This is a genomic window from Phytohabitans maris (assembly GCF_031085175.1).
GTDB lineage: Bacteria > Actinomycetota > Actinomycetes > Mycobacteriales > Micromonosporaceae > Phytohabitans > Phytohabitans maris.
Map to the genome: position 1 here is coordinate 45,698 of NZ_JAVHUY010000017.1, position 13,001 is coordinate 58,698.

A 13,001-nucleotide genomic window follows, 5' to 3' on the forward strand; every position below is an offset into this window, starting at 1 on the left:
TGGGGGAGAACTCAGGGACGAATGGGCCGGGCTGAGAGCTTCGTGCCCGATACGGTAAAGGACGTCGCGACGGCGGGAGGGGGTTGCGTGAGTCGGGTCGAGCGGGTGCGGGCCAACCTGCGCCGGGCGTACGAGGCGGGTCGCGAGACCGTGCGCGCCCGCCGCGAAGAGGCCCGCCGCGCCGCCGAGTCGGGAAACGGCAACAGCTCGTTCCGCGAGATGGATGAGCCGCCGCCCCCCACGCCGTCTGACGTGCACCCCTCGACCGCCAGCCGCGACGACGTCGAGGTGCCGCGCGGCCTGCGTATCGCGGCGGCCTGGTCGTGGCGGCTGATCGTCCTCGGCATCGTGGCCTGGGCACTGATCCAGGTCATCAGCCGGGTCCACATCGTCATCATCCCGCTGGTGATCGCGCTGCTGCTCTCCGCGCTGCTCTCACCGGCCGTGCGGTGGCTGCTGCGCCTCGGGCTGCCCCGGTCGCTGGCCACCGCGGTCGTGCTCATCGGCGGCCTCGCCGCCGTCGCCGGCACGCTGACGCTGGTCATCACCGAGTTCATCGACGGGCTGCCGCAGCTCAGCGACAGCGCGACCCAGGGCATCCGGCAGATCCAGGACTGGCTGCAGACCGGCCCGCTGCACCTGTCCGACAAGCAGATCGACAGCTACGTCGATACGGCGGAAAAGTGGCTCGATGACAACACCGAGTCGCTGACCAGCGCCGGCGTCTCCACGGCCACCACCCTCTTCGAGGTGCTCACCGGGATGTTCCTGGTGCTCTTCTCGACGTTCTTCTTCCTGCGCGACGGCGGGCGGATCTGGCGCTTCATGGTGCGGCTGCTGCCGCTGCGGGCCCGGTGGCAGGTCGACGACGCGGGCCGGTCCGGCTGGCTGACCCTGGTGGCGTACGTGCGGGCGACCGTGCTGGTGGCCTTCATCGACGCGGTTGGCGTCGGCATCGCGGTCTGGATCCTCGGCGTGCCGTTTCCGCTGCCACTGGCCGCGCTGGTGTTCCTCGGCGCGTTCATCCCGATCGTCGGTGCCACGCTCTCCGGCGCGGTCGCGGTGCTCATCGCGCTGGTCGACCGCGGCTGGGTGAGCGCACTGATTCTGCTCGGCGCGGTGATCGCGGTGCAGCAGCTCGAAGGCCACGTGCTCCAGCCCCTCATCATGGGCCGCGCCGTGGCCATCCACCCACTCGCCGTGATCGTGTCGATCGCCGCCGGCGTCGTACTGGCCGGCATCGTCGGCGCGCTGGTGGCGGTGCCGCTGGTCGCGGTGCTCAACACGGCCGTCCGCCGCCTCGGCAACCCCCGCCGCCCCGAGGTGCCCCCCGATGCGGTCGTGGTCAAGGCGACCCCACCATGAGCCTTTAGCGACCTGCGCATTTGTCCCGGTCCGCGCCCAGCTGCGGACCGCTTGCGCGGGGTCCCCGGGGAACGTGGAGCGTTTTTCTAGGGGTGCTTTCCCACGGGCACCGCTGCGGCCGGCGGCTCGCAGGGCTCGCCGATAGTCCCGGCCTCCACTGCCGGGTCCGCGAGACAAGCCCAAATCTCGCGCCGCCCGCCGGATGCCCCCCGGCTCGAACTGCCCGCACATCGACCGCCGCGCGGCGCGAGCCGCGCGCACCGCGACCAACGGCGGGCGCGCGCCAGACGATTCGTTCCGAGCGTGTGGTCGATCCGGTGGCGGTCGTGCGTGGCGGCGGACGGCGCGGCAGTGGGCAATGTCGGGGACTTTGCCCACTGAGCGCGGGTCGCAGTGGGCAAAGTCCTGGACATTGCCCACTGTTGGCGGCGGGCGCTCTCCCGTCGAGGCCGCTCGGCCTCTGGGGCCGGGGTTCGCGGCGGCGGTCGGCGCGGGCCGGCCGACGGCCGACCGGCGGGGGTTTGTCAAGCGCGGAGGGTAAGGCCGCGGGAACGCACCCCAAGAAAACGCTCCGCTGCGCTCCACATTTCCCCGGGGGCCCCGCGCAACGGTCTGGACCACGACGAACGTCGCGGTAGCCCATCCCTTGGAATGGATCCGCTAGGGCCTGTATCGGTGTTGTATGTGGCCTTGCGCCCAACGCCGCATGGCGTCGTCTGGGCCCGGCGCAGCCCGGCAAGGAATTCGATCAGGCCCTAGGTCTCGCTGAGGCGTTTGAGCGCGCCTAGGGCGGTGTCGCGCTTCGTCGTGTACCAGAACGGGGGGAGCGACCGGCGCAGAAAGGGTCCGTAGCCGCGGGCGGTCTCCAGCCGGGAGTCGAGCACGGCCACGACACCCTTGTCGCCGGTCGAGCGGATCAGCCGTCCCACGCCCTGGGCCAGCCGGATCGCCGCGATCGGCACGCTCACCGACGCGAAGCCCGAACCGCCGGCCGCGTCGACCGCTGCCGCGCGTGCCGCCGCCAGGGGCTCGTCGGGCCTGGGGAACGGCAGCCGGTCGATGACCACGAGCTGGCAGGAGTCGCCGGGCACGTCGACGCCCTGCCACAGCGACATGACGCCGAAGAGGCAGCTCGCCCTCTCCTCGCGGAAGCGGCGGACGAGCAGCGGTAAGGCCTCTTCGCCCTGCAGGAGCACGGGCAGGTTGGTCTTGGACCGCAGCAGCTCCGCCGCCTGCTGTGCGGCCCGGCGCGAGGAGAAGAGCCCCAACGTGCGGCCGCCGAGCGCCTCCACCAGCGCGAGCAGCTCCTGGCCCGCGGCGTCGGGCAGGCCGGAGGCGGCGGGGCGGGGCAGGTGGGCGGCAACGTAGAGGATGCCCTGCCGGCCGTAGTCGAACGGCGAACCGACGTCGAGCGAGTGCCAGTCGCCGTCGTCGCCGTCCTGGGCGTCGGGGGCCGCCAGGCCGAGCGTCTTGGCGACCGTCTCGAACTGGCCGCCCAAGGTCAGCGTGGCGGAGGTGGCGACGACGGTGCGTTCGTCGTACAGGTGGGTGGCGAGCGTGCCCGCCACGGAGAGCGGCGCGACCACGAGGGCGCGGCGGCCACCGACGTCCGGCTTTTCCACCCAGGCAACGTCGTGGGCCGCCTCCTCCAGCAGCCGCTGTGCGGTCTTGGAGAGCTCGTCGAGGACCGCCTTGGCCTGCTGCTTGCGCACCGGATCGGGGTCGTCGGCCTTGATGTCACCGATCGCGTCGAGGCTGGTGCGGGTGGCGGCGTCGAGGAGCGTGCAGGCCCCGCTGAGGGCCGGCGGCAGCCCGGTCGTGATCCGCCCGGCCGGCGCCTCGGCCAGCCCGACGGTGAGCGCGTCACCCGCCTCGGCCAGCGCCTCGTAGGCCTCGGGCGAGATGAACGTGCGCGCCCGCCGGGCCGCCCGATCGATCATGTCGGGCGTCAGCTCGGCCTGCGCGGCGGACGAGACCCGGTCGGCCAGCTCGTGCGCCTCGTCGACCACGAGCAGCTTGTGTGGCGGCACGATGTGGCGCCCAGCCAGCATGTCGACGGCGAGCAGGCTGTGGTTGGTCACCACGATGTCGGCCTCGCGGGCCCGGGCGCGGGATGCCTCGGCGAAGCAGTCTCCGCCGTACGGGCAGCGGTTGGCCCCCACACACTCCCGCGCCGGCATCGACACCTGCCGCCACGCGGTGTCGTCTACGCCCGGGTCGAGCTCGTCACGGTCGCCGGTGGCGGTCTGCAGCGCCCACTCGCGCAGCCGCTGGACCTGCTTGCCCAGCCGCCCCGCCTCGCCCAGCCACTTGGTCGCACCGGGTGCGGGCGCGTCGAAGAGCGCGTCGCCCGGCTCCTCTTCGGCGGAGTTGTCGAGGCGGGCCAGGCACAGGTAGTGGTGCCGCCCTTTCAACACCGCGAACGTGGGTCGCCGCCGCAGCACCGGCTCGACCGCGTCGGCCAGGCGCGGCAGGTCGTGGTCGACGAGCTGGGACTGGAGCGCGAGCGTGGCGGTGGAGACCACGACCGGCCCGTCCACCAGGAGGGCGGGGGTGAGGTAGGCCAGTGACTTGCCGGTGCCGGTGCCCGCCTGGACCAGCAGGTGCTCGCCGGTCTCGATCGAACGCTCGATGGCCAGCGCCATCTGCTGCTGCCCCGGTCGCGCCGCACCGCCCGGCACCGCGCCCACCGCCGCCGCGAGCAGGTCGGTTGCCGTCGGCTGGTCACCGCTTGACCGGGGCTTTGGCGCCGTGGGGGGTGACGGTGGTGCGTTGGTCGCGGTGGTCACCGTGCGACGGTACCCGTCCCCGCCGACGCATCCGTGCTTATCCACAGGCGCCGCGCGTTGTCCACAACCCGCACCGCGAGCGCGGTGACCGGATCACCCGAAAGACCGCGTCGGCCGGCGAAGCGACCAACACGAGCAGCAGGACCATGTTGACAGCAAGGAGGCTCCAGAACGGGCCGTCGGCGAAGGCCACTGCGCTGATCGCGGTCGCGGCAGCGCCTCCGGATGCCGCACCGACAGGACGACCGCTACACACAGCAAACCTATGGCGCGAGTCGTCATCGGTAACCCGGGCGCCGGAGAGGTCGCTGGTCTTGGGCGGCTCCTAGCTCGGCTGCCGCGTCACGCCACCCGGCGCCCGTCGGAGCGGAGGCTGGCAATCGCCACGGAGACACTCCGCGGGCTGGGCGGTGGTGCCATGTGCTCCCCGGAAAAGGTGATCAGGTGCGGAAGCCGAGCTGACGCAGCATTCGCTCGGGATCCGCGGTAAACGACATCAGGTCGCTCAACTCCCGTGGTAAAAGGTCACCAATTCCGGTCCACGCACGGTCGTGTGCATCCTGGAGAAGTCGGCACACGTGACGTGCCACTTCCTCGGCGCCGGCAGGGGCGATCCAGCGCTCGTCGAATTCGATCGCGCTCACCTGGCCGCCTTGAGTCGCAATGGTCAACTCGCCACCCGGACTGGAGAGCGTCGACTGCCCGGCGAAATGACTCTCCAGTTGGTGGCGTGCTTCGTCGAGTTGCCCCTCGGCCCGATCGAGCAACGACAGCAGATCGTGAACCAGATCCGGGCCGGACAGATCGAGCGGGCCGTCACCGGGCGGGGTGGCGCGATCGAGGAGCGTGGCGTCCGGCTGCGTCTGCGCGTGCTCACCACCAGAGGCCCAGGCCTCCAGGCGGCGGCGCTGTGCCTCGGCCGCCGCCTCCACGAGAGCCTGAGCCAGTCCTGCGGCGTCCGTTTGCCGTCGCCATTCGCGTGAGACCACCACATCGGTGGCGCGTCCGCTGCTATCGACGGTCACTTGTGCCAAATCGAGTCGGTCACCACCGGAGTGGCGGAATCGCGGATCGATCGGGGCGGACAAGCGGGTGGCCAACGCCTCCGCTTGCGCATGCAGCTCCGCAAGCTCGGCGAGCAGCCGTGCACTGTCTTCTCCGGACATGGGGGTCTGCCTCACCACAGAAAATTGTGCGGTCGAATGGCGGTGGCGCTGTCGAAATACTGTACAACGAAGCTTTTCGATCTTAGATTGCCGTCTCCCGGCTAGGCCGGACAGAGGATGTGGCATCCGCCGATCGGGGTATCGGCTAGGGTGCGGGCATGCCGAGCGACATGGTCCGGGTCGTCTACCGCAAGTACGACGGCTCGGCGCACCGTGACTACCCGGCGCGCCGGCTGGCCGAAGACGACCTGGGCACCTGGCTCGGCGTGACCGCCGGCACCCGCTCGGTCTACCACGGGCGTCCCTCGGTGGAGCAGATCCCGTTCGTGCTGCTGGTGCCGCACGACGCGTGGTGGACCGGCATGTTCAACCCACCGCCGCGCACCAGCGAGGTGTACTGCGACATCGCCACCCCGGCCGAGTGGGAGGGCGACACCGTGCGCATCGTCGACCTCGACCTCGACGTGGTGCGGCGGCGGGCGACCGGCGCGGTGGAGCTGCGCGACGAAGACGAGTTCGCCGAGCACCGGGAGCGGTTCGGCTATCCCGACGACGTCGTCGCCAACGCCCAGACCGCCGCCGGATGGCTCCTCGACGCGCTCGGTGACGGCACCGAGCCGTTCGCCTCCGCGTACCGCAAGTGGTTGGCCCTGGTCGTTTAGGGCCTGTATCAAATTCCTTGCCGGGCTGCGCCGGGCGTAAGGCCACATACAACACCGGTATGCGACCTTGCGCCCGCCACCACCTGACGCCGCCTGGACTCCGGCTCGCACCGACAAACTCTTCGATACAGGCCCTAAGAGGGATCGGGGCGCTCAGACAGGATTAGGCCCCGGTCCGCCCCAGCTACGGAGGGTAAGGCTGCGGGAGCAACGGTCTGGACCCAATGCCACTCACGCTGATTCGATCAAGGCCCTGTGAGCTGGGCGCACTCGGGAGCGTCAGGCCGTCGCCCGGCAGACCCATCCGCGATCACCACCGCACGGGGTGGTCGAGATCGTGGTATCCAGGTGCCCTCGGAGGGGCACTGAAATACCACGATCGCCGCGCGTTGACCGGTTTTGGGGTGTCGCCTAGGACGGGATGATGCTGTGATCGACTGGGCTGAGTGGCATTGGGGCCGGATCAGCACGGACGTCGCGGTAGCCCAAATCTCTAAAGCTCGGGCGGCCAGTGGCTCGCGTCCGGCCGCAACGGTGCGATCGATGCCACCTTTTCGGGGCTCAGCTGGTTGAAGATGCCGGTGATCCGGCCGTCCGCCACGGCGAACGACATCACGATCCGCATCGGCCGGCCGTCCTTGTACTCGCCGTCGACCTGGATGCCGAACCCGCCGTTGACCTCCATCGGGGCGGCCTGGATGCGGCGCATGTCCTTGCCGGTCCGGCTGAAGAGGCCGAGCGCGAAGCGGGCCACCTCGGCCGCGCCGGACAGGGGGCGTCCGGCGGCGGGGAAGACGCCGCCGCCGTCGCCGATCATCACGGCGTCCGGCGCCAGTACGGCGAGAAGTTTGTCGATGTCGCCCGACTCCACGGCGGTGAAGAACGCGGCCGCCAGGCGGCGCTGCTCGGGCAGGCCGGCGGTGTGCTTCGGCGGTCCGTCAGCGACCGCGCGGCGGCCCCGCGAGGCCAGCTGCCGGGCGGCCTGGACCGTCGTGCCCAGGGCGGTCGCGATCTCGTCGAACGGCACCGCGAACACATCGTGCAGCACGAACGCGACCCGCTGCTCCGGGGTGAGGCGTTCGAGCACGACGAGGAGCGCCATGCTCACCTCGTCGGAGCGGGCCGCCACCTCCGAGGGGTCTGGGCCGCCGTCGGGCAGGCGGTTTACCAGCGGCTCCGGGAGCCACTGCCCCGGGTACGCCTCGCGGCGCACCCGCGCCGACCGCAGCACGTCGAGGCAGATGCGGCTGACCGTGGTGGTGAGCCAGCCGCGCAGGTCGCGGACCTGGGCGCGAGCGGCCGGGTCGGCGAGCGCGTCAGCGTACCGCAGCCAGGTCTCCTGCACCGCGTCTTCGGCCTCGGCGCGGCTGCCGAGCATCCGGTAGGCGACCGCCGTCAGGTGGCTCCGCTCGGCCTCGAACTCCGTGGCGAGATCCCGCACCCGTCCAGTGTTACCTACCCTTGAGCGGCGTATACGTCCCGGGTAAGCGATGATCGGTAAATGACTTCTCTGCGCGAGCTGCTGCGGGTCGGTCCGGCTGTGGATCTCAAGGACATCGACCCGGGCACCACGCCCGGCCTGCCCGGCCGCAAGGTGACGGGCAAAGACCCCAAGGCCTGGGCCCGGGAGCAGCTCGCGTCGATCGGCGGCGAGGTCGCGGTGCACCAGGAGATGCTGTACGCGGGTGCGAAGGCCTCCGGCGACCGCCGCCGGGTGCTGCTCGTGCTCCAGGCGATGGACTGCGGCGGCAAGGACGGCACCGTCAAGAAGGTGGCCGGCTCGATGAACCCGCTCGGCCTGCACGTCGTCGCGTTCGGACCGCCGACCGCGGAGGAGCTTAAGCACGGGTTCCTGTGGCGGATCCGGCGCGCGCTGCCCGAGCCGGGCGTGGTGGGTGTGTTCAACCGCTCGCACTACGAGGACGTACTGGTGGCCCGCGTCGACTCGCTCGTACCGGAGCGCACCTGGCGGTCGCGGTACTGGCAGATCAACGGGTTCGAGCGTGAGCTGACCGACGCCGGATTCACGCTCATCAAGGTGATGCTGCACATTTCCTACGACGAGCAGCGCGAACGGCTGATGGAACGGTTGACCGACCCGACCAAGCGGTGGAAGTACAATCCGGCCGATGTGGACGCCCGGGGCCGCTGGACGGACTACCAGGCGGCCTACAACGATGCGTTGAGCCGGTGCTCGACCGACCACGCCCCGTGGTACGTCGTGCCGGCCGACCGGAAGTGGTACCGCGACTGGGCAGTGGCCAACCTCGTGCTGGAGGCGTTCAAGGAGATGCGCTTGTCGTACCCGGAGCCTGTTTTCGATTTCGACGCTGAGCGTCGGCGGCTGGAGGCGGACCGCGCGCCGGCGATGGCCTCGTGAGATTTTCCTTCCGGCCCACCGAGGGCGCCTTCTACGAGCTGTTCACCAAGGCGGCGCAAAACCTGGTCCGGGGCACCGAGCTGCTCAACGAGCTCGCGCTGCCCGGCGTCGACGTGCAGTCGGTGAGCGAGCGGCTCACCGAGGTGGAGCACGACAGCGACCAGCTCACGCACGAGCTGTACCAGAAGATCAACTCATCGTTCATCACGCCCTTCGACCGGGAGGACATCTACCGGCTCGGCTCGCAGCTCGACGACGTGATGGACCACCTGGAGGCGGTCGGGAGCCTGCTCTACCTGTACGGCCTGACCCGGCTCCCCTCGCTGCCGCGCGAGATGCACGAGCTGATCGCGGTCCTCGACGAGCAGGCCAAGCTCACCGCCGACGCGATGCCGCGGCTGAGGTCGATGAAGGCGCTCGAGGACTACTGGATCGAGTGCAACCGGCTGGAAAACAACGGCGACCGCGCCTACCGGATGCTGCTGGTGCGGCTCTTCTCAGGTGAGTACGACGCGTTGACGGTGCTCAAGATGAAGGAGGTCGCCGACGAGCTGGAGGCGGCCTGCGACGCGTTCGAGCATGTGGCCAACACCGTCGAGACCATCGCGGTCAAGGAGTCGTAGTCCTTGAGCGGGGAGCTCGTCGCCGTCCTCGCGGTGATCTTCATCGCACTGGCCTTCGACTACACCAACGGGTTTCACGACGCGGCCAACGCGATCGCGACGAGCGTCTCGACGCGCGCGCTCACACCGCGGGTGGCCCTGGCGATGGCGGCGGTCGGCAACTTCGTGGGCGCGCACTTCGGCGCCGGCGTCGCCAAGACCGTCGGCGCCGGGCTCGTCGCGCTGCCCACCGGGCGCGACAGCCTGGGTATCGTCTTCGCCGGCGTGCTCGGCGCGATCCTGTGGAACCTGATCACCTGGTACTTCGGCCTGCCCTCGTCGTCGTCGCACGCGCTGATCGGCGGCCTGGTGGGGGCCACGATCGCCGCGAGCGGCACGGTGCTGTGGCGCGGGATCGTCGAGGACGTGATCCTGCCGATGATCCTGTCGCCGCTGGTCGGGTTCGTGCTCGGCTTCCTGGTGATGCTCGCCGTCCTGTGGATCTTCCGGCACGGGCATCCGGCCAAGCTCAACCGCGGTTTTCGGATGGCACAGACCGTCTCGGCGGCCGCCATGTCCGTCGGCCACGGCATGCAGGACGCCGCGAAGACCATCGGCATCGTCGTGCTCGCGCTCTACGTGGGCAACCGGCAGAGCAGCCCCGAGCACATTCCGGAGTGGACGTTCTGGGCCTCGGCGACGGTGCTGGCGCTGGGCACTTACGCGGGTGGCTGGCGGATCATCCGTACCCTCGGCCGGAAGATCGTGGACCTGCGCCCGCCGGAAGGCTTCGCGGCGGAGACGGTGGCGAGCTCCGTGCTGTACTTCAACGCGCTCGTGCTGCACGCGCCGATCTCCACCACCCACACCATCACCTCCGCGATCATGGGCGTGGGCGCCACCAAGCGCCTCTCCGCCGTCCGCTGGGAGGTGGCGGGCACGATCGTGGGTGGCTGGATCCTCACGTTCCCCGCCGCCGGGGTGATGGCCAGCGTCGTGTACCTGGTGGTGCGGCCGCTCTTCTGAGCCGCCTCAGCTGTACTCGAGTCCGATCTGCTCACGGATCTTGTCGAGCAGCTCCATGACCTGGATCGTCACCGCGTGCGGTACGAGCGGGCTCTCGGTCAGCCCGGCGCGGAGGCAGCGCTGCACCTCGGCCGCCTCGTACAGGTAGCCGAGCCCTTCGCGGGTCACCCCCACGACCTCGGGCTCCGCGCCGTCCCGGTGCAGCGTGAACCGGTCCGGGCGGAAGAACGGCGGGTCCAGGACGATCCGCCCCTTGGTGCCGCTCACCGTGGCGCCGAGCGCGGTCTGGCCGAGCATGCCGCTGGTGAGGGCCGCGATGGCACCCGAGTCGTACCCGAAGATGATCCCGGTGTTCTCGTCCGTGCCCTCGGGTCCGATCTTGGCCCAGGCGCGCACGTGCTCCGGCATGCCGAGGATCAGGTGGGCGAAGCTGACCGGGTACACGCCGAGGTCGAGCAGCGCGCCGCCACCCAGCTCCGGCGCCCGCATGCGGTGGGTCGGCTCGAACGGCCCGGCCACTCCGAAGTCGGCGTGGACGCTGGTCACCTCGCCGATCGCACCGTCGCGGATCAGCTCGACCAACCGCAGCACGCTCGGGTTGCACCGCATCCACATGGCCTCCATGAGGAAGATGCCACGTTCGCGCGCGATGTCGATCAGCTCGACGGTGGTGGTGAGATCCAGCGTGAACGGCTTTTCGCAGAGCACCGCCCGCCCGGCCTCCAGCAGGATGCGGGTGGCGGCGTAGTGGGCCGAGTGCGGTGTGGCCACGTAGACCACGTCGAGGTCGCCGTCGTCGGCCAGCTCGCGCCAGGACCCGTAGGCCCGCGGGATCTCGTGCTTGCCCGCGAACGCCTGCGCCGACTCCGCCGACCGCGAGCCGACGGCCAACACCTCCGCGTCCGGCAGCAGCTTCAAATCCTGCACGAACGAGGTGGCGATGCCACCGGTGGACAGGATGCCCCAACGCGTGCGCTCACTCATGACTCCGGATCGTACGGGCATACTGGGGGCGATGAACGTGACGGAGGGGTGGCGGCTGCCGGAGGCGTTCGAGGAGCGGGCGCGGCGTTACCTGGCCGGGGAAGGCCCGCCGCCGGTGGTGCCGCGGGTGGCGGCGACCGTGGTGCTGTTGCGGCCGGCCGACGCGGGCTTCGAGGTGTACGTGCTGCGGCGGGCGGCGTCGATGGCGTTCGCGTCCGGGGTGTATGCCTTTCCGGGCGGTGGGGTCGACGCGGCCGACGCCGGCACTGACCTGGACTGGGCGGGGCCGCCGCCGGAGGAGTGGGCACGGCGCCTTGGGCGGCCGGCGGGTGAGGCTCAGGCGGTGATCTGCGCGGCCGTCCGCGAGGTCTTCGAAGAGGCCGGCGTGCTGCTCGCCGAAGGCGCCCCGGACCGTGGCATCGACGGCGCCGAGGGAGCCCCAGCCCGCGGCGGCGACGGCGCCAGGGGAGCCCCAGGCCACGGCGCCGGGGGAGCCTCGGGCGGTGGCTTCGACGGCGTCGAGGGAGCCCCAGGCGGCGGCATCGACGGCGCTGGGGGAGCCGAAGGCGGGGACGGTGGCGCCGAGAGTGGGCTGGAGGCCGACCGGCAGCGGCTCGTGCGGCGGGAGGTGCACCTCGCCGAGGTGCTGGCGCGGCGCGGGCTCGTGCTCCGGTCGGATCTGCTCGGGGCGTGGGCGCGCTGGATCACGCCGGAGTTCGAGGCGCGGCGCTTCGACACGTACTTTTTCGTGGCCGCCCTGCCCGAGCGCCAGCTGCCCCGGGACGTCTCCGGCGAAGCGGACCACACGATGTGGGTGCGGCCCGCGGACGCGGTCGCCGGCTTCGAGGCGGGGCGGATCGCCATGCTGCCGCCCACGGTGATGATCCTGCGAGAGCTCTCCGCGTACCCGGATATCGCTGGCGTGCTGGCCGCGGTGGGCGACCGGGACGCGGCCACGGCCGTGACGCCGCGTCCGGAGATCGCCCCCGACGGGACCATCCGGCTCCGGGCCCGCTGACCGCGAGCCCAGCCCCAAACGACCCGGGTACGCACAATGTGGCCGGGGCCAAAGGCGGGCGCGACCCAAAGCGGCCCGGCGGCGCGGAGCCGCCGGGCCGTCGGAGCAGACCTCAGCCGAAGCGGCCCGTGATGTAGTCCTCGGTGCGCTTGTCGGAGGGGTTGGTGAAGAGCTTGCCGGTCTCGCTGAACTCGACCAGCCGCCCATGCCGCACCTGCTTGTCGTCGACCTCCGCGGTGAAGAACGCCGTGTAGTGGCTCACGCGGGCGGCCTGCTGCATGTTGTGCGTGACGATGACGATGGTGTACGTCTTCGCCAGCTCGTGCATCAGGTCTTCGATCTTGCCGGTGGCGATCGGGTCGAGGGCGGAGCAGGGCTCGTCCATCAGGATCACGTCCGGGCGGACGGCGATCGTGCGGGCGATGCAGAGCCGCTGCTGCTGGCCGCCGGAGAGGGAGAGGCCGCTCATCTTGAGCTTGTCCTTGACCTCGTCCCACAGGGCGGCACCGGTCAGCGCCTCCTCGACCTGGTCGTGCAGGTTGCCCTTGATGCCGTTGATGCGCAGGCCGTACGCCACGTTGTCGAAGATGGACTTCGGGAACGGGTTGGGCTTCTGAAACACCATCCCGATGCGGCGGCGCACCTGGATCGGGTCGACGTCCTTCGCGTACAGGTCCTGGCCGTGGTAGGTGACCTTGCCGGCCACCCGGGCGCCGGGGACGAGGTCGTTCATGCGGTTGAGCGACCGCAGGATCGTCGACTTGCCGCAGCCGGACGGGCCGATCATGGCGGTGATCTGGTTTTGCCGGATCGGCATCGAGGTGCCGCGGACGGCCTCGTAGTTGCCGTAGAAGACGCTGACGTCACGCAGGTCCATGACGGGAGCGCCGGCTGCCTGCGGGGTGTCCACACCGACGGCACCCCACCCGCTGGTGGGTGCGTTGATGCTGACGGACGGGCGGTCGCTGGCGGTCACTGTCTCCACCTTGGGGTCGGGTGCGGTCATGGG

The 13,001-nt window shown here is 70.7% G+C and carries 11 protein-coding genes; 6 read left to right on the forward strand and 5 right to left on the reverse strand.

The features are described from left to right. Positions 1-87 precede the first annotated feature (87 nt). Positions 88-1,365 (forward strand): AI-2E family transporter, encoded by a 1,278-nt coding sequence (locus RB614_RS19260; protein WP_308713940.1) that lies wholly within the window; start codon positions 88-90, stop codon positions 1,363-1,365. A 755-nt stretch (positions 1,366-2,120) separates the two neighbouring features. On the opposite strand, the gene RB614_RS19265 is transcribed toward RB614_RS19260, so the two are convergent. Further along, entirely contained in the window at positions 2,121-4,154 is a 2,034-nt protein-coding gene (locus tag RB614_RS19265; protein WP_428983049.1) for an ATP-dependent DNA helicase, read from the reverse strand. Positions 4,155-4,594: 440 nt separating this feature from the next. After that, positions 4,595-5,320 carry a hypothetical protein gene (locus RB614_RS19270; RefSeq protein ID WP_308713941.1) on the reverse strand — a complete coding sequence of 242 codons (726 nt, stop codon included), beginning with the start codon at positions 5,318-5,320 and terminating at the stop codon, positions 4,595-4,597. A 158-nt stretch (positions 5,321-5,478) separates the two neighbouring features. On the opposite strand from RB614_RS19270, the gene RB614_RS19275 reads away from it, so the two are divergent. Beyond that, positions 5,479-5,982 carry a DUF402 domain-containing protein gene (locus tag RB614_RS19275; protein WP_308713942.1) on the forward strand — a complete coding sequence of 168 codons (504 nt, stop codon included), beginning with the start codon at positions 5,479-5,481 and terminating at the stop codon, positions 5,980-5,982. Positions 5,983-6,475: 493 nt separating this feature from the next. Here the strand turns inward: RB614_RS19275 and sigJ are convergent, their stop codons facing one another. Further along, positions 6,476-7,423: an RNA polymerase sigma factor SigJ gene (gene sigJ / locus RB614_RS19280; RefSeq protein WP_308713943.1), complete on the reverse strand. Its 948-nt coding sequence runs from the start codon at positions 7,421-7,423 to the stop codon at positions 6,476-6,478. 60 nt (positions 7,424-7,483) lie between these two features. On the opposite strand from sigJ, the gene RB614_RS19285 reads away from it, so the two are divergent. The 3 genes from RB614_RS19285 to RB614_RS19295 are packed head-to-tail and all read left to right on the forward strand — an operon-like array spanning position 7,484 to position 9,990. Continuing rightward, on the forward strand, positions 7,484-8,362 hold the full coding sequence (locus RB614_RS19285) for a PPK2 family polyphosphate kinase (RefSeq protein ID WP_308713944.1): 879 nt from the start codon (positions 7,484-7,486) through the stop codon (positions 8,360-8,362). Further along, entirely contained in the window at positions 8,359-8,985 is a 627-nt protein-coding gene (locus RB614_RS19290) for a DUF47 domain-containing protein (protein WP_308713945.1), read from the forward strand. The genes RB614_RS19285 and RB614_RS19290 overlap by 4 nt, the downstream gene beginning before the upstream one ends. Before the next feature lie 3 nt (positions 8,986-8,988). Continuing rightward, positions 8,989-9,990, forward strand: coding sequence for an inorganic phosphate transporter (locus RB614_RS19295; RefSeq protein WP_308713946.1), 1,002 nt, complete (start codon positions 8,989-8,991; stop codon positions 9,988-9,990). A 6-nt stretch (positions 9,991-9,996) separates the two neighbouring features. Here the strand turns inward: RB614_RS19295 and RB614_RS19300 are convergent, their stop codons facing one another. Continuing rightward, complete coding sequence (locus RB614_RS19300) at positions 9,997-10,974, reverse strand: Gfo/Idh/MocA family protein (RefSeq protein ID WP_308713948.1); 978 nt, start codon at positions 10,972-10,974, stop codon at positions 9,997-9,999. A 31-nt stretch (positions 10,975-11,005) separates the two neighbouring features. Between RB614_RS19300 and RB614_RS19305 the strand changes: the two genes are divergently transcribed. Further along, positions 11,006-11,992: an NUDIX hydrolase gene (locus RB614_RS19305; RefSeq protein ID WP_308713949.1), complete on the forward strand. Its 987-nt coding sequence runs from the start codon at positions 11,006-11,008 to the stop codon at positions 11,990-11,992. 112 nt (positions 11,993-12,104) lie between these two features. On the opposite strand, the gene pstB is transcribed toward RB614_RS19305, so the two are convergent. Next, positions 12,105-12,998: a phosphate ABC transporter ATP-binding protein PstB gene (gene pstB / locus RB614_RS19310; RefSeq protein WP_308713950.1), complete on the reverse strand. Its 894-nt coding sequence runs from the start codon at positions 12,996-12,998 to the stop codon at positions 12,105-12,107. Between the last annotated feature and the right edge of the window lie 3 nt (positions 12,999-13,001).

Bases quoted from the DNA above. Each gene is read 5' to 3' on its own strand.
- RB614_RS19275 (WP_308713942.1), top strand. From the start codon at position 5,479: ATGCCGAGCGACATGGTCCGGGTCGTCTACCGCAAGTACGACGGCTCG.
- RB614_RS19300 (WP_308713948.1), bottom strand. From the start codon at position 10,974: ATGAGTGAGCGCACGCGTTGGGGCATCCTGTCCACCGGTGGCATCGCC.
- RB614_RS19285 (WP_308713944.1), top strand. From the start codon at position 7,484: ATGACTTCTCTGCGCGAGCTGCTGCGGGTCGGTCCGGCTGTGGATCTC.
- pstB (WP_308713950.1), bottom strand. From the start codon at position 12,998: ATGACCGCACCCGACCCCAAGGTGGAGACAGTGACCGCCAGCGACCGC.
- RB614_RS19305 (WP_308713949.1), top strand. From the start codon at position 11,006: ATGAACGTGACGGAGGGGTGGCGGCTGCCGGAGGCGTTCGAGGAGCGG.
- RB614_RS19270 (WP_308713941.1), bottom strand. From the start codon at position 5,320: ATGTCCGGAGAAGACAGTGCACGGCTGCTCGCCGAGCTTGCGGAGCTG.